The organism is Chelatococcus sp. KU-N122 (assembly GCF_055391085.1).
Map to the genome: position 1 here is coordinate 8,522,547 of NZ_AP043981.1, position 16,140 is coordinate 8,538,686.

Consider the following 16,140-nt stretch of genomic DNA (forward strand, 5'->3'; position numbering starts at 1 on the left):
AAAACGGTTAGGCGTACGCTGCTCGGCGCATCACGCGCCCGCTTCCAGCAGCCGCGCGGCGGCGGCGCGGGCCTCCTCGGTGATGGTGGCGCCGGCAAGCATGCGCGCGATCTCCTCCCGCCGGGTGTCGCTGGCCAATGCGACGACGCGGGTGGCGATGCGATCGGACGCGGCCACCGGCTCCTTGGCGATGAGGAAGTGGCTCGCGGCCCGCGCCGCGACCTGCGGGGCGTGGGTGACGGACACCACCTGCACCCGTCCGGCGAGCCGCGCCAGCCGCTGGCCGATGGCGTCGGCGACGGCACCGCCGACGCCCGTATCGATCTCGTCGAACACCAGGGTCGGCGCCGAGCCGCGGTCGGCCAGCACCACCTTGAGCGCCAGCATGAAGCGCGACAGCTCGCCGCCCGAGGCGACCTTCATCAGCGGGCCGGGCTTGGTGCCGGGATTGGTCTGCACGACGAACGACACACGGTCGAAGCCGTCGGCGCCGCGGACCGCCTCGTCGCTGTCGACCTGGGTGATGAAGCGCGCCCGCTCGAGCTTCAGGGGCGGCAGCTCGGCCGCCACCGCCGCATCGAGCGCGGCCGCCGCCTTGCGGCGCCCGCTCGTCAGCTTTCGCGCCGCGGCAAGGTAGGCGGCCTCGGCCGCCGTGACCTCCGCGGCGAGCGCGCCGAGGTGCTTTTCGCCTGCGTCGAGGCTCGCCAGCTCGCCGGCAAAGCGCGCGCGCAACGCCTCGAGGTCGTCGGCCGATACGTTGTACTTGCGCGCCGCGGCGCGCAGCGCAAACAGCCGCTCTTCCGTGTGCTCGAGCTCCTTGGGATCGAACTCCGCCGCGGCCAGCGCCTGATCGAGCGTCGAGCGCGCCTCGTCGAGGGCGACGAGCACCGCATCGAGCGCCCTGATGCTCGGGGCGACGAGCGCGGGCGCCTGCTCGCTGCGCCGCTCCAGCCGGCGCAGCGCCGAGGAGACCGCCGGTGTCGGCGCCGCCGAGCCTGCGATCACCTCATGGGCCTCGTTGAGCTCGGCCACGACCTTTTCGGCCTGGATCATCATCTGTCGGGAGAGCGCGAGTTCGGCCTCCTCGCCCACCGCCGGCGCCAGCGTGGCGATCTCGTGCTCGGCATGGCGCAGATAGTCGGCCTCCTGCCGCGCCGCTTCGATTCGCGCCAGATGAGCGGCCTGCGCCGCCTCCGCCTGCTTGAGCCGGCGCGCCGCCGCGGCCACGGTCTGGGCGGCGGCGCCGAGGCCGCCGTAGGCGTCGAGTATGGCGCGATGCGACGCCGGGTCGACGAGGGCCCGGTCGTCGTGCTGGCCGTGGATCTCGACCAGCGCGGCCCCCACCGCGCGCAGCACCTGCACGCTCACCGGCTGATCGTTGACGAAGGCACGGGTGCGGCCGTCGGCGAACTGCACGCGGCGCAGAATCAGCTCGCCGTCGCCGGCAAGGTCGTTGGCCGCCGCAACGGCGAATGCAGGGTGATCGGCAGCCAGATCGAAGACCGCGGTGACCTGGCCCTGGGTCTCGCCATGGCGGACCAGGGAGCCGTCGCCGCGCCCACCCAAGGCGAGCGAGAAGGCATCGAGCAGGATCGATTTGCCGGCTCCGGTCTCGCCCGTCAGCACGCTCAGGCCTCGGTCGAAGACGAGGTCGAGCCGATCGATCAGGACAATGTCGCGGATCGACAGCTGCGCCAGCATTTACGGCGCAGCCCCGCCGGCTAGAGCATGTCTCGGCCGTTGGATGGGGCCATCCGGTGGCCGAGAAATGCTCATAACCTTTAGAATCTGGAGCGCTTCTCTTGCGATCGGGTGAGTCCTCCCAGTCGCGAAGCGCTCTAGGCCGGGCTCAACGGCGCAACCGCGCTCCGGCCCCAACCCGCGGCTCGGGGTCTCGCCGCACCGCCGCTGGCCATCTTGGCGAACCATGCTCGAGAGCCTGTCGGGATGGAATGGAGGCTGCTTTCGCCGCACGCGCATGCATTGATTATAGAGCCCGCCCGCGATGCTGTCAGCGCTGGAACCGCTCCAGGCCGCGGTCGCTCATTCGGACGCCGAGACGAGGCCGACGACGCTTCTGAAGGAGCGGCTGATCCACGAGCCCCGGTCCTCGCGCGGGCTGGCGCCGCCCTTGGCGAGCAGCGCGTGCGCGTCCTTGTACCAGGGGCTGTCGGGGAAGTTATGGCCGAGCACCGCGGCCGCCGTCTGCGCCTCGTTGACGATGCCGAGCGCCATGTAGGCTTCCGTCAGACGCTCCAGCGCCTCCTCGACGTGGCGGGTGGTCTGGTAGCGGCTGACCACGACGCGGAAGCGGTTGATGGCAGCCGCGTAGTTGCGGCGATTGAGGTAGTAGCGGCCGACCTCCATCTCCTTGCCGGCCAGCTGGTCCTGGATGACCTGCAGCTTCCACTTGGCGTCCTTGACATACTCCGAGTTGGGATAGCGCTGCACCAGCTCCTGCAACGCCGAGCCGGCCTTCTCGGCCTGCTCCTGGTCGCGCGAGACGTCGGGAGCCATGCTGTAGTACGACATGGCCATCAGGTACTGGGCGTAGGCGGCATCCTTGTCGCCAGGATGCAGCGTCAGGTAGCGCTTGGACGCCTGGATCGCATCATCGTACGAGCCGGACTCGTAATTGGTGTACGCGGTCATCAGCAGCGCCTTCTTCGCATAGGGCGAATAGGGATGCTGCTTCTCCAGGTCCGCGAACTTCTTGGAAGCGCCGCCGAAATTGCTGTCCGACATGCGGGCCAGGCCGTCGTTGTAGAGGTTCTCCGCCGGAACCTCCTGCACGACCTCGGGCTTGTACTTCTCATCCGCGAACGGGTTGAGCTTCTCCAGGGTCTCGCTGCAGGCGCCGAGGGACAGGGCCGACGCGGCGACCAGCGCGGCGCGGACGGTCGCGTTCGAAATGGTCCCGGAAGAAAACACAAAACGCATGCCGCGACGTTCCCTTCAGACGGCCGGCGCTGCGGATGCAGACACAGGCTTGTCGGTGCGGATGGTGATCCGCACACGTATCTCGACGCCGCCGTCCCGCTCCGGAACGGACCGGCAGATGATGCCTCACGAAAGTGAGGCGTTCTTTAACGCAGCCCCGCGCCGGCCGCCAGGGCCGCTGTCCATGCCGGCGACCATGTCCAACAGGCATCGGCACCCGGTCGGCGGCCCGCCGCCGAACGTCGTCCAAACCCATCACGGCACAAATGGACGTTTAGATGGCAGCGCTTCAGCTTAGAGCCGGCTGAGATCACGCCCGCCGCAACGCAGCATGAATTTCTTCGGCGCCCGTTGCCATTCGGCAACACATCAGCCGGTCGAAAAGCAGGGGAGCTGCTGCTGGCCGCGCCGTGAGCGCTGGCTCAGCGCACCGTCGGCGAGAAGGCCGGCACGGCGATGCCGGCGCCGAGCTCTGCATGACCCGCTTCGCGCCGCGGCACCGTTTCCACGATGGCGTAGTTCGCCCGATCGGCAAAAAGGGCTTCGAGCATCATGAAGTTGAGGCGGTGGCCGCCGCAATAGGAGCGGTACTCGCCCAGCAGTGGTGCACCGGCGAGCGCAAGATCGCCCACCGCGTCCAGAACCTTGTGGCGAACGAACTCGTCCGGCCAGCGCGTGCCCTCTGGATTGATGATGCGATCCTCGGCGATCGCCACCGTGTTCTCCAGCGAGGAGCCCAGGGCGAAGCCCGCCTTCCACAGCGCCTCGACGTCGCGCATGAAGCCGAAGGTGCGCGCCCGGGCGATCTCGCGCTTGTAGGCGGCAGGGCTCAGATCGAACACCTTGCGCTGGCGGCCGATGAGGGGGGTGTCGAAGTCGATCTCCACGTCCAGCCGGAAGCCGCGGTCGAAAGGCTTCAATTCCGCGAAGGACTTACCCATGTCGACGCGGACATTCCGAAGGATCTTGATGAGCTTGCGGGGAGCCGCCAGCTGCACGATGCCGGCCTGCTCCACGGCGTCGACGAACTCGGCCGCGCTGCCGTCCAGGATCGGCACTTCCGGCCCATCGATCTCGACACAGACGTTGTCGATACCGAGCCCTGCCAGAGCGGACATCAGGTGCTCGATGGTGGCGACACAGCCCGAATCGGCCTCGCCGATGACGGTGCATAGTGCCGTCGCCGATACGGACAGATGCCGTGCCTCGATCAGGCGATCATGGCCGTTGCTGAGATTGGTGCGGAGAAAACTGATGCCAGTCGACGCATCCGCCGGATGAAGGGTCATCTTGACCGGCTTGCCGGAGTGAACTCCGTTGCCGGACAGAACGACGGAAGAACGTAAGGTTGTTTGCCGATTGGCTTTCATGTCGCTGTCCCGGCAGGAATGACCGCGAACGACTTGTGTCGCCGCCGAAGTCGAGGCCTGTCCGTTTGCTGACTGTCCCTTTGAGATCGGGCTCCGTTGACCGGCGCTCCGTCTCGGCTTGTGGGTCGGACCATAGTCTTTGCCCCATCAGCGGCCAAATCACGGTTTCTTACGTTCTGTAACGAAGAGTCTCCGTCTGCCGCAGCGCGGGAAGTGCTTGATTCGCGACACTTTTCACGAGAGAGGGCGTCCCGGAGTCAAGCCCCGGAACGCCCACTAAAAAAGGCCGGATTCGGCCCGAATCAGTTCGCCTGGCGGCGCAGGAAAGCGGGGATCTCCAGCTGGTCGTCCTCGAGGTTGCGGGCCTGTGCCGGGGCACGCAGCTGACCGTCGCCGGACGGTGCGCGATGGGGCGGCTGCACCGTGCGCTTGCCGTATTCCGCATGCACGGGGGACGGCGTCCCCGCCCGCTGTGCCTGCCGGCTGGGGGCCGCGGCGGCCGGCGTCGGCGCCGGCGCCGGGCCGTCCTCGCGCCGGCCGAGGCCGACCGAGGCGATGCGCTGGAGCAGCGACATGCGCCGCCCGTCCGTATCGGCCTCGGGCTCGACACGGCTGGCCCGGATCTGATTCTGGGCCGGCATCGGCAGATCTTCCACACGCGGCATGCGCGCCGGGCGCACGACGCGCTCCGGCTGCGGCGGGATGAAGTGCGCCGGCACCTCGGGCGCGGTCGGCGGCTCCGGCGCGTGCTCGACGGTCAGCGGCAGCTTCGGCGCAACCGGCTCGATGGTCACGTCGTGGTGCACCACCGCAGCCACCGGCTCGGCCCGCGGGGCCGGCTGGGGGACGACCGGGGCCGGGGTGTAGGCCGGCGCCGGATGCGGCTGCGCGCTCATGGTATCGCTCGCCGGGCGGAAGGTCGGCACCGTCTGCGTCGCCCGCATGCGCGCCTCGTTGCGCAGGCGCTCGGCCACTTCCGCGATGCGCTTCTCGGTCGCCGCGATCTCCGAATCGGGCATGATCGCGGCCGGCTCGATGCCGGTTGCCACCACCGAGACGCGGATGATGCCGTCGAGCGCCTGGTCGAACGTGGCGCCCAGGATGATGTTGGCGTCCGGATCGACCTCCTCGCGAATGCGGGTGGCCGCCTCGTCGACCTCGTAGAGGGTGAGGTCGTTGCCGCCGGTGATCGAGATCAGCAGGCCGCGGGCGCCCTTCATCGACACGTCGTCGAGCAGCGGATTGGCGATGGCGGCTTCGGCCGCGTTGCTGGCGCGCTTGTCGCCGGAGGCCTCGCCCGTGCCCATCATCGCCTTGCCCATGCCGCGCATGATCGAGCGCACGTCGGCGAAGTCGAGGTTGATGAGGCCTTCCTTCACCATCAGGTCGGTGATGCAGGCGACGCCCGAATACAGCACCTGGTCGGCCATGGCGAAGGCGTCGGCGAAGGTGGTCTTCTCGTTGGCGACGCGGAACAGGTTCTGGTTGGGGATGACGATCAGCGTATCGACGGCCTGCTGCAGCTCGATGATGCCGGCCTCCGCCACGCGGGTGCGACGGGCGCCTTCGAACTGGAACGGCTTGGTCACCACGCCGACGGTCAAGATGCCGAGATCGCGCGCCGCCCGTGCGATGACGGGAGCGGCGCCGGTGCCGGTGCCGCCGCCCATGCCGGCGGTGATGAACACCATGTGGGCGCCCGAGAGCTGATCGCGGATCTCGTCGATGACCTCCTCTGCCGCCGCCCGGCCCACGTCGGGCTGGGAGCCGGCACCCAGGCCCTCGGTGACCGCGATCCCCATCTGGATGATGCGCTGGGACTTGGCCGACGCCAACGCCTGTGCGTCGGTGTTGGCGCAGACGAACTCAACCCCCTGCAGGCCCGCTTCAATCATGTTGTTGACGGCGTTGCCGCCGGCGCCGCCCACACCGAAGACGGTGATGTGCGGCCTGAGTTCCCGAATGTCCGGTGCTTGCAGCTTGATCGCCATTGTCTGTGCCTCTCTCCAGAACGGCGCCGGCTGCGCGCCCCCTTGAGTCGTTGAGGTCCTTCGGCCGCCGCACCGAAGAATCCGATCCGAATCAGCGTCCGACGCAGCATGATAACCACTGTTGCGGTTCACAAGCCGTTACGGGCGCGTATCTTTCTCGCGGAGCGTGTCGCCGGCGGGCGCCGGCGACACCTGCCCCGCTAGAAACTCTCTTTGATCCAGCGCCCGACGCGGGCGAGGTAGCCGTCGGTGCCGGTGCCGAGATAGCTGCCGCCGGCGCGCGGCTCGAAATGCTCGATGTGCGCCACCTGCGGGTAGACCAGCATGCCCACGGCAGCCGAGAAGGCCGGCCCCTTGGCGGCTTCCGGCAAGCCCTTGATGCCCAGCGGCCGGCCGCTGCGGACCAGCGCGCCGCCCTTGTGGTCCGAGAGGATGCGCCGGGCCACCTCGGGCAGGCCGGTGAGCTGGCTGGCGCCGCCGGTGAGCACCACGCGCCGGCCGGCCTCGGCGCCGAAGCCGGCGTTGCGCAGCCGGTCGCGCACGAGCTCGAGAATTTCCTCGACGCGCGGCTGGATGATTCGGACCAGGTGCGACTTGGGCACGTGATTGGGGATGTCGCGCTCCTCTTCGTCGACGAGCGGCACCGAGATCAGCTCGCGCTCGTCGGAAGCCGTCATGATCGTCGAGCCATAGAGGGTCTTCAGCCGCTCCGCCGCGGCGATGCGCGTCGACAGCCCGCGGGCGATGTCCATGGTCACGTGGTGGCCGCCCACCGCCAGCGCGTCCACGTGCACGATGTGGCCGCCGAGGAAGACCCCGACGGACGTGGTCGAGCCGCCGAGGTCGATGAGGACGACGCCCATGTCGGCCTCGTCATCCACCAGGGCGGACAGGCCCGCCGCATAAGGCGTGGCGACGATCGCCTCGACGTCCAGGTGGCAGCGCTCGACGGCGAGCATCAGGTTCTTGGCCGCTGCCGCTTCCGCCGTCACCACGTGCATGTCGACGCCGAGCGTGTCGCCCATGAGGCCTTCCGGATCGACCACGCCCTTCTGACCGTCGAGGGAGAAGCCCGTGGGCAACGCATGCAGCACGGCTCGGCCGGGGCGCAGGCTGTGCTCGCTCGCCACCGCCAGCACGCGCTCGACGTCGCCGTTGCCCACGGAGCCGCTGCGGACGGCGACGCTCGCCGCGTAGCTCTGCGAGCCGAGCCGGCCGCCGGTGAGGTTGACGATGACCGACTGCACCTCGACCTTGGCCATGCGTTCGGCAGCATCGACCGCTTGCCGGATGGCCTGCTCGGCCGCCTCGAGATCGACGATCGCGCCACCCTTCAAGCCGGTCGAGCGCGTGTGGCCGATGCCGATCACGCGGGCGAGATGGGTGCGGCCCGGCAGCGTTTCGGTCTCCGCCGCGGGCTTCAGCTGGGCGATGATGCAGACGACCTTCGAGGTGCCGACATCGAGCACGGAGAGCGTCGCGCTGCGCCGGGCCGACAGCGGCTTCAGGCGCGGCGTGAGACTGTGGTGGAGAAGGCTCATATGACGTCCGCCCCTTTCGCCGGCTTGGCCTTCTTCTTCAATGCCTCGGCGCGGGCCGCCGCCGCCTCGACCGTCTGGCGCACGACGATTCGGTCGGGCTGGCGCATGTCGACCGACAGGATGTCCCGGTCGGACAGCCGGCTGTCGCGCTCCAGGGCGGCGAAGCGGGCCAGCGCCTCGCCGGCGCCGCGCTCGGGCAGCTTGACGTCGAGGCCGTTGTCGAGCTTCAGCGTCCAGCGCCGGCCGGCCTCGAGGGTGCCGGCCCGGATGCGGCCGCGCAGGGCGCCCGCCCGCTCGAGCAGGGCGATGTATTCGGCGGAGCGCGCATTGGCGCCGTCGCCCACCACGAACGGCAGCCGGGCAAAGCGCATGTCGACGACGTGGTCGATGACGGTGCCGTCCGCGGCGACGACGAACAGCTCGCCGTTCTTCTGCCACAGCGCCGCCGGCTGGCGCTCCTTCACGGTGATCGCCAGCTCGCTGGGATAGAGCTTGCGCACCGAGGCCTCTTTGACCAGCGGCATGGCCTCGAGCTTCTGGCGCACGTCGGCGGCGTCGAGGAAGGCGAGCGAGGTCTTGTAGGTGATGCCGGCGCCCTCGAGGATCTCCGCCTGGTTGAGCTCGGCGATCCCCTTGATGTCGACGCGCGAGATGCCGAGCCCGATGAGGCGGGCGAAGGCGTGCTGCGGCTCGCCGTACTCAGCCCGGAAGGCGTCGGCATGGCCGCCCATGGCGAACCCTGTTGCCGCCACGGCGATGAAGAAGCCCAGCGCCAGCCCGTGCCCCAGGCCACGGGGAACCCGCTGCTCGATGGGCGTGCTGACCGAGCTGCGCCAGCCGAGGACGCCCCGGCGCGCGCGGTGACGGGCCGCCAGCGACACGGTGACGTTGGCGCGGCCATGCCCCTGCACGGCGTCCGCCAGCTGGGGGCCGGCCAACGCAACGCTTACCGATCGCAGGAGGCGTCCTCCACCATCCATCGCACCAACTCACCGAACGAGAACCCAGCGTAAGCCGCTATCTCGGGCACCAAGGAGGTCTCGGTCATGCCGGGCTGCGTGTTGACTTCCAGGCAGACGAGCGCGCCGGTGCCATCCGGGCGGTCGTCCCATCGGAAGTCGGCGCGACTTACGCCACGGCAGCCGAGAGCTTGGTGCGCCGTGAGCGCCAACTGTTGAACGCGACGGTAAATATTTGGTTTAATTTCTGCCGGGAGGACGTGGATCGAGCCGCCTTTGGCATACTTCGCGTCGTAGTCGTAGAAGGCGCCGGTGGCGGGCTGGATGTCGATGATGTCGAGGGCGCGGTCGCCCATGACAGCGCAGGTGAGCTCGCGGCCGGGGATGTAGGCCTCCACCATCACCGTGTCGCCGTGCGGCCAGTCCGGACGCGACAGCTCCTGGGGCGGGTGCGAGCGCCCTTCCTTGACGATGATGACCCCGACCGACGAGCCTTCGTTGACGGGCTTCACAACGTAGGGCGGCGCCATCACATGGGCTGCCGCCGCCTGCTGGCGGGTGGTGGTGAGCCCCCGCGCCACCGGCACGCCGGCCGCCTCCATGACGATCTTGGCCCTGTCCTTTTGCATGGCCAGCGCCGAGGCCAGCACGCCCGAATGGGTGTACGGAATCCGCAGAATCTCCAGGATCCCCTGCACGGTGCCGTCCTCACCGACCCGGCCGTGCAGGGCGTTGAAGGCGACGTCGGGCCGAAGTGCGGCCAGCGTCGCGCCGATATCGCGGTCGACGTCGATCAGGGTGACGCGGTAGCCCTCCCCCTCCAGCGCCCGGCCGCAGGCGGCGCCGGTCCGCAGCGACACCTCCCGCTCGGCCGACCACCCGCCCATCAAGACCGCCACGTGCTTCGTCATGTCCTTGCCCTTCCGCATGCCCCGCCGCCGGCGCTCGCGCCTGAGCTGCCGCCGCCGGACATCTGATTCGCGCTACGCCCGCTGATTCGCCGCAGGCCACGCAGCGCCGGCAAGGCCAGAGCATTTCACCATTGGATCAGATCATCCAATGGTGAAATGCTCCTAACTTTTTGAATCTGGAGCGCTTCTCTGCGATTGGGTGAGTCCGCCCAATCGCGAAGCGCTCAAGCACGCGACCGCGGCGACCGTCAGCCCGCGCGGCCCACCCGCTTGATCTCCCATTCGAGCTCGATGCCGCTGGTGTCGCGGACGCGTCGGCGCACCTCCTCGCCCAGGCCCTCGATGTCGGCGGCGGTGGCGCCGCCGTGGTTGATCAGGAAATTGCAGTGCAGTTCCGAGACCTGGGCGGCGCCGCGGCTGAGGCCGCGGCAGCCGGCGCGGTCGATCAGCTCCCAGGCTTTGGCGCCGGGCGGGTTCTTGAAGGTCGAGCCGCCGGTGCGGGTGTTGACCGGCTGCGTCGTGGCGCGTGCCTCGGTGATTCGCCCCATCTCGGCGGCGATCTCGGCCGAATCGCCGGGCCGGCCCTCGAACAAGGCGGACGTAAAGATCGTGCCGGGATCGACGGCGCTATGGCGGTAGGTGAAGCCCATCTCGGCGTTGCCGAAGCTGACCTTGGCGCCGGCCCGGGTGACACCCTCGGCCCGCACCAGCACGTCCTTGGTCTCGCCGCCGTAAGCCCCGCCGTTCATGCGCAGCGCACCGCCGATGGCGCCGGGAATGCCCCGCATGAAGGCGAGGCCGGCGATGCCGGCCTTGGCGGCGGCGGACGCCACCTTGACATCGGGCGCGGCCGCACCGGCGCGGATGCGGCTGTCGGCCAGCACCTCCACCTCGGCGAACGCGCGTCCGAGCCTGATCACCACCCCCTCGACGCCGCCGTCGCGCACCAGGAGATTGGAGCCGAGCCCGATCACCAGCACCGGCACGGAGGCCGGCAGGTGGGCCAGGAACAACGCCAGGTCGTCGGCATCGGCCGGCGCGAACAGGAGGTCGGCCGGACCGCCGGTGCGGAACCAGGACAACGGCGCCAACGGCGCCGACGGCTCCAGGGTGCCGCGCAGGCCGGCAACGGCCGAGGCCTCGGCCGCGATGGCCGCCGGCGTCATGGTTCGCTCCTGCCCGACCGCATCCGGTCTACCTCTCGGCCGCCGCGCGCCGGCCCGGCAGCGCCGCCAGTTCCTCTGGCAACGCCTGAGCCCATTGCGTGATGGTCCCGGCCCCCAGGCAGACGACGTAGTCGCCGGGCCCGGCGAGGCCGCCGACGATGGTGGCCAGTTGCTCGGGCCCATCGAGCGGGATCACGTGCCGGTGGCCGCGGGCCTTGAGGCCGGCGACGAGGGAATCGCGATCGGCGCCCTCGATCGGCTGTTCGCCGGCCGCGTAGACCGGCGCGACGATGACCACGTCGGCATCGTTGAAGCAGGTGCAGAAATCGTTGAACAGCGCCGATAGCCGCGTGTAGCGGTGTGGCTGCACCACGGCGATCACCTGCCCGTCGGTCGAGGCGCGGGCGGCCTTGAGCACGGCCGCGATCTCCACCGGGTGGTGCCCGTAATCGTCGAACACGGCGACGCCGTTCCATTCGCCGGTGCGGGTGAACCGGCGCTTCACGCCGCTGAAGCCGGCGAGCGCCCGGCGAATTGCGTCGGGCGTGACGCCGAGCTGATGGGCCACGGCGGTCGCCGCCGTGGCGTTGAGGGCGTTGTGCAGGCCGGGCATCGGCATGACGACGTCCTCGATCGCCGTCTCGGTGCCGTGCTTGCGGTCGCGCAGCAGCAGGGTGAAGCGGCTGCGGCCGCCGACGAGATCGACATCGGTCAGCCGCACGTCCGCTTGCGGGTTCTCGCCATAGGTGATGACGCGCCGGTCGAGCGTATGACCGACCAGATCCTGCACCGCCGGATGATCGATGCACATCACGGCGAAGCCGTAGAACGGCAGGTTCTCGACGAACGAGCGGAACGCGTCCTTGACCGCGTCATAGGTCTTGAAATGATCGAGGTGCTCGGGATCGATGTTGGTGATGATGGCGACATCGGCCGGCAGCTTGAGGAAGGTGCCGTCGGATTCGTCGGCCTCGACCACCATCCAGTCGCCGGCGCCAAGGCGGGCGTTGGTGCCGTACGCGTTGATGATGCCGCCGTTGATGACGGTGGGATCGAAGCCGCCGGCGTCGAGCAGCGTGGCCACCAGCGACGTGGTCGTGGTCTTGCCGTGCGTGCCGGCGATCGCCACGCACGTCTTGAGCCGCATGAGCTCGGCCAGCATCTCGGCGCGCCGGACGACCGGGATGCGCTTCTCGCGTGCGGCGATGAGCTCGGGATTGTCCTTCCGGATCGCAGTGGAGACGACGATCACCTCGGCCTCGCCCAGGTTCTCCACCCGATGGCCGACGAAGGTGCGCATGCCCTTCTCCGCCAGCCGCCTGACGTTGGCGTTGTCGGTCGCGTCGGACCCCTGGACCTTGTAGCCCTGATTGTGCAGCACCTCGGCGATGCCGGACATGCCGATACCGCCGATGCCGATGAAATGGATGGGACCGAGCTCGCGCGGCAATTTCATGAAGTGGCTCTCCGGCTCAGGCGCGCCGCCATCGGTCGATGGTCGATCGCGGACGCCCACGTCTCGGGGGTCATGCTCTACCGGGCGATATCGACGACAAGGGCGGCGAGACGTTCGGCGGCATCTGGGATCCCCGCGCTCTTGGCTGCTTCGGCTGCGCGGGTCAAGCCTGAGGGGTCGGCCAGCCGTGCGGCGAGATCGGCGGCCAGGCGCTCAGGCGTGAACTCGGACTGCCGGATGACGGTCGCCGCGCCGATGGCGGCGAGCGTCGCGGCGTTGGCGGCCTGATCCTGATCGAGCGAGCCGGGAAGCGGCACGAGGATCGACGGCCGGCCGATGACGCCGAGCTCCGCCACGGTCGAGGCGCCGGAGCGCGCCACCACCAGATGGCCGGCGGCGATGCGGGCCGGCAGGTCGGTGAAGAAGGCCTCCACCTCGGCCGCAACCCCGAGATCATGGTAGGTGGCGCGCACCTGCTCCAGATCCTCCGGACGGGCCTGCTGCGTCACCGCCAGGCGGCCGCGCTGCTCGGCCGACAGCAGCGCTACGGCCGGCGGCACGATCTCGCTCATGATGCGGGCGCCCTGGCTGCCGCCGAAGACGACGAGCCGCAGGGGCGCGCCGTTGCCGAGCGGCGGGAACGGCTGGGCGGCCGCGGTGATCACCGGCGGCCGCACCGGATTGCCCACGTGGCGCGCCTTGGCCGCGAGCGCGCCGGTCAGACCGCCGACGTCGGCGAAGCCGGTGGCGATCGCCGTCACGCGGCCGGCCAGGAAGCGGTTGGCGCGGCCGAGCACCGCGTTCTGCTCATGGATGATGGTGGGGGCGCCGACCATGGTGGCGGCCAGCAGCGGCGGCACGCTCGGATAGCCGCCGAAGCCGACGACCAGCGCCGGGCGGATCCGCCGCATCAGGCCGCGTGCCGTCCAGATGCCGCGGCCGAGCGTCAGCGCCGCCTTGGCCATCACCGGCAGCGACTGGCGTGACGGCGTCGCCGACGGGATCTCGTAGATCGCCTCGGCGGGAAAGGCGGCGACGTGGCCGGAGACGCGCGTATCGGTCGCCAGCGCGACGCGGATGCCGCGCGCCGCCAGCGCCTCGGCCAGGGCCTGGGCCGGAAACAGGTGGCCGCCGGTGCCGCCGGCCGCCAGCACGACGATGCCGCCGCTCTGCATGTGCTAAAGTCCTGTACGGGCGCGGCGCGCCGGGTTGATGCGGTCGAGGATCTCGGCGCGCGGCCGCTTGCGGGTGACCGAGATCAGGAATCCCATGCCGAGGGCGAGCGAGATCAGCGAGGAGCCGCCGTAGCTGATGAAGGGCAGCGTCATGCCCTTGGCCGGCATCAGGTGCACGTTCACCGCCATGTTGATGCACGCCTGGATGCCGAACAGCATCACCAGTCCGACCGCGGCGAAGCGGCAGAACGGCTCCTCGTTGCGGCGGGCGAGCAGCAGCCCGCGCACGACGATCAGCACGAACAGCAGCACCAGCGCGATGCAGACGATGATGCCGAACTCCTCCGCCGTGACCGCGAAGATGAAGTCGGTGTGGGCGTCGGGCAGGATGCGCTTGACCGTGCCCTCGCCCGGGCCTTTCCCCAGCCAGCCGCCCTGGGCGAAGGATTCCAGGGCCGTATCGACCTGGAAGGTGTCGCCCGACGACTTGTCCATGAACCGCTCCAGACGGGCGCGGACGTGCGGAACGAACTGGTAGGCGATACCGATGCCCAAGGCGCCGACGCCGCCGAGGCCCACCACCCAGAACCAGTGCAGCCCGGCGACGAAGAACAACCCGGCCCAGACCATGGTGACCAGCATGGTCTGGCCGAAGTCCGGCTGCATGATCAGCGGCACGATGGTGGCCGGCAGGATCAGCACGGCAAGCAAGGTGCCGGGCACGTCGCTGCGCCGCGCCCCTTCCGAAAACGCCCATGCGGCCAGGATGACGAAGGCCGGCTTCATGAACTCGGACGGCTGGATCGAGATGCCGCCGAACGCCAGCCAGCGATGCGCGCCCTTCACCTCCGGGCCGAAGTGCAGGGTGGCGACGATGAGGCCCATGAACAGCACGTAGAGCACCAGCGACAGGCGCCTGACGTGCCGGGGGCTGAGGAACGAAGCGCCGATCATGACGGCGACCGCCGGGATCAGGAAGACGACCTGGCGGTTGACGAAGTGGAAGGTCGACAGCCCGAGCCGCTCGGCCACGGGCGGGCCGCCCGCCATCAGCAGGACGAGGCCGGCGACCATGACGGCCGCTACGGTGGCAAGCAGGGTACGGTCGACCGTCCACCACCACTGGCCGACGAAGGTGCGTTCCGCGCGCGAGGCCATCTCATCTCCGCAAAGCTCGTTCCCGCCCTACGAGCGGAAACCGGCCGCGACGGCCGGCTGCATCAGCGTGCGCCGGCGCCGTGCTCCGCCAGCCACGCGGCCACCAGCTTGCGGAAATGCTCGCCGCGCGCCTCGAAGTTCGGGTACTGGTCGAACGACGCGCAGGCGGGCGACAGCAGCACGACTGCTTCCGCCGCGTTGGAGGCCAGTGCATCGTTCGCCGCCGCCGCGACCGCCCGATCGAGGGTGCCGCAGCGGATATAGGGGACCCGTCCCTCGAGCGTCGCGGCGAACGCCTCCGTGGCGTCGCCGATGAGATAGGCTTTGTCGATCTTGGCAAAGAATCCGTTAAGGGAGGCGATGCCGCCCTCTTTTTGCTTGCCGCCGAGGATCCAGAAGATTCCGTCCTTGAAGGCCGAGAGCGCCTTGTCGGTCGAATCGGCGTTGGTCGCCTTGGAGTCGTTGACGAAGGCGACGTTGCGGAAGGTGCCGATGGGCTCCATGCGGTGGGCGAGGCCCGGGAAGGTGGCAAGCCCCCGGGCGATGACCTCGTGGGAGACCCCGAGCGCGGCCACGGCAGCCGCTGCGGCGAGCGCGTTCTGCGCGTTGTGGCGGCCACGCAGCGCGGCGACGCCGGCCAGGTCGGCGAAGGTCTCGCCGTCGCGCCGCAGCCGCGGCCCGTCGGCGCCGTAGCCGACGGGATCGCTGCCGTCGGAGCGGACGGTGATCGGCGCCCGGCCTTCGCCGGCAAGCCGCGCGGCGATGGCCCGCGTCCAATCGTCCTCGACGGCGATGACGGCCTGGTCGGCGCCTTCGACCAGGCGCGCCTTGATCGCGGCGTAGTGCTCCATGGTGCCGTGGCGGTCGAGATGGTCCGGCGTGACGTTGAGCAGCACGCCCACGGACGGATCCAGCGACGGCGCCAGGTCGATCTGGTAGGACGAGCATTCGACGACATGGACGCGATCGGGCGCCGGCGGCTCGAGCGACAGAATGGCGGTACCGATATTGCCGCCGAGCGCCACGTCGCGGCCTGCCTCGCGCAGCAGATGGGCGATGAGGGCGGTCGTGGTGGATTTGCCGTTGGTGCCGGTGATCGCCACGAACGGCGATTTCGGCGCCCGGGTGCGCCGCTCCCGGCAGAACAGCTCGATATCGCCGATCACCGGAATGCCGGCGGCGGCGGCCCGTTCCACCGTCCAGTGCGGAGCCGGGTGGGTGAGCGGCACCCCGGGCGACAGCACCAGCGCGGTGAACGCGGACCAGTCGGCCGCGCGCAGGTCGGCGACGACGATGCCCTTGGCGCGGGCGCGTTCGCACGAGGCGGCGGCATCGTCGAAGGCCGTGACCATGGCGCCGCCGGCAGCCAGCGCTTCGGCGGTGGCAAGGCCGGAGCCGCCGAGGCCGAAGAGGGCGACACGCCGGCCGGCGAAGGTCGAGACGGGGATCATGCTGGCGCCCTCGGTCCCCATG

12 protein-coding genes are annotated in these 16,140 nt (G+C 69.8%); all 12 read right to left on the reverse strand.

The genetic code is table 11. The annotated features are described in order from the left end of the window. Positions 1 to 30: 30 nt before the first annotated feature. Positions 31 to 1,701: a DNA repair protein RecN gene (gene recN / locus ACZ5PO_RS38355; protein ID WP_464188459.1), complete on the reverse strand. Its 1,671-nt coding sequence runs from the start codon at positions 1,699 to 1,701 to the stop codon at positions 31 to 33. A gap of 342 nt (positions 1,702 to 2,043) precedes the next feature. Next, positions 2,044 to 2,940: an outer membrane protein assembly factor BamD gene (locus ACZ5PO_RS38360; protein WP_464188461.1), complete on the reverse strand. Its 897-nt coding sequence runs from the start codon at positions 2,938 to 2,940 to the stop codon at positions 2,044 to 2,046. Positions 2,941 to 3,362: 422 nt separating this feature from the next. Then, entirely contained in the window at positions 3,363 to 4,310 is a 948-nt protein-coding gene (lpxC, locus tag ACZ5PO_RS38365) for a UDP-3-O-acyl-N-acetylglucosamine deacetylase (RefSeq protein WP_464188463.1), read from the reverse strand. A gap of 302 nt (positions 4,311 to 4,612) precedes the next feature. Then, positions 4,613 to 6,301 (reverse strand): cell division protein FtsZ, encoded by a 1,689-nt coding sequence (gene ftsZ, locus ACZ5PO_RS38370; protein ID WP_464188465.1) that lies wholly within the window; start codon positions 6,299 to 6,301, stop codon positions 4,613 to 4,615. Between the two features lie 200 nt (positions 6,302 to 6,501). Continuing rightward, complete coding sequence (ftsA, locus tag ACZ5PO_RS38375) at positions 6,502 to 7,842, reverse strand: cell division protein FtsA (RefSeq protein WP_464188467.1); 1,341 nt, start codon at positions 7,840 to 7,842, stop codon at positions 6,502 to 6,504. Further along, entirely contained in the window at positions 7,839 to 8,780 is a 942-nt protein-coding gene (locus tag ACZ5PO_RS38380; protein ID WP_464188469.1) for a cell division protein FtsQ/DivIB, read from the reverse strand. Before ACZ5PO_RS38380 ends, ftsA begins: the two co-directional genes overlap by 4 nt. A gap of 8 nt (positions 8,781 to 8,788) precedes the next feature. After that, complete coding sequence (locus ACZ5PO_RS38385) at positions 8,789 to 9,712, reverse strand: D-alanine--D-alanine ligase (protein ID WP_464197218.1); 924 nt, start codon at positions 9,710 to 9,712, stop codon at positions 8,789 to 8,791. Between the two features lie 248 nt (positions 9,713 to 9,960). Further along, on the reverse strand, positions 9,961 to 10,878 hold the full coding sequence (murB, locus tag ACZ5PO_RS38390; RefSeq protein WP_464188471.1) for a UDP-N-acetylmuramate dehydrogenase: 918 nt from the start codon (positions 10,876 to 10,878) through the stop codon (positions 9,961 to 9,963). A 28-nt stretch (positions 10,879 to 10,906) separates the two neighbouring features. Further along, positions 10,907 to 12,334 carry a UDP-N-acetylmuramate--L-alanine ligase gene (gene murC, locus ACZ5PO_RS38395; RefSeq protein ID WP_464188473.1) on the reverse strand — a complete coding sequence of 476 codons (1,428 nt, stop codon included), beginning with the start codon at positions 12,332 to 12,334 and terminating at the stop codon, positions 10,907 to 10,909. Positions 12,335 to 12,411: 77 nt separating this feature from the next. Continuing rightward, positions 12,412 to 13,509, reverse strand: a complete 1,098-nt coding sequence (gene murG, locus ACZ5PO_RS38400; protein WP_464188475.1) for an undecaprenyldiphospho-muramoylpentapeptide beta-N-acetylglucosaminyltransferase — start codon at positions 13,507 to 13,509, stop codon at positions 12,412 to 12,414. A 3-nt stretch (positions 13,510 to 13,512) separates the two neighbouring features. Next, the gene (ftsW, locus tag ACZ5PO_RS38405; protein ID WP_464188477.1) at positions 13,513 to 14,667 is read right to left on the reverse strand and encodes a putative lipid II flippase FtsW; all 1,155 of its coding nucleotides are present in this window, start codon (positions 14,665 to 14,667) and stop codon (positions 13,513 to 13,515) included. 62 nt (positions 14,668 to 14,729) lie between these two features. Further along, a complete protein-coding gene (gene murD / locus ACZ5PO_RS38410; protein WP_464188479.1) occupies positions 14,730 to 16,118 on the reverse strand; it encodes a UDP-N-acetylmuramoyl-L-alanine--D-glutamate ligase in 1,389 nt (462 codons plus the stop codon). Between the last annotated feature and the right edge of the window lie 22 nt (positions 16,119 to 16,140).

Coding starts and splice junctions, on each gene's coding strand:
- recN (WP_464188459.1), bottom strand. CDS start 1,701: ATGCTGGCGCAGCTGTCGATCCGCGACATTGTCCTGATCGATCGGCTC.
- ACZ5PO_RS38360 (WP_464188461.1), bottom strand. CDS start 2,940: ATGCGTTTTGTGTTTTCTTCCGGGACCATTTCGAACGCGACCGTCCGC.
- lpxC (WP_464188463.1), bottom strand. CDS start 4,310: ATGAAAGCCAATCGGCAAACAACCTTACGTTCTTCCGTCGTTCTGTCC.
- ftsZ (WP_464188465.1), bottom strand. CDS start 6,301: ATGGCGATCAAGCTGCAAGCACCGGACATTCGGGAACTCAGGCCGCAC.
- ftsA (WP_464188467.1), bottom strand. CDS start 7,842: ATGAGCCTTCTCCACCACAGTCTCACGCCGCGCCTGAAGCCGCTGTCG.
- ACZ5PO_RS38385 (WP_464197218.1), bottom strand. CDS start 9,712: ATGACGAAGCACGTGGCGGTCTTGATGGGCGGGTGGTCGGCCGAGCGG.
- murB (WP_464188471.1), bottom strand. CDS start 10,878: ATGACGCCGGCGGCCATCGCGGCCGAGGCCTCGGCCGTTGCCGGCCTG.
- murC (WP_464188473.1), bottom strand. CDS start 12,334: ATGAAATTGCCGCGCGAGCTCGGTCCCATCCATTTCATCGGCATCGGC.
- murG (WP_464188475.1), bottom strand. CDS start 13,509: ATGCAGAGCGGCGGCATCGTCGTGCTGGCGGCCGGCGGCACCGGCGGC.
- ftsW (WP_464188477.1), bottom strand. CDS start 14,667: ATGGCCTCGCGCGCGGAACGCACCTTCGTCGGCCAGTGGTGGTGGACG.
- murD (WP_464188479.1), bottom strand. CDS start 16,118: ATGATCCCCGTCTCGACCTTCGCCGGCCGGCGTGTCGCCCTCTTCGGC.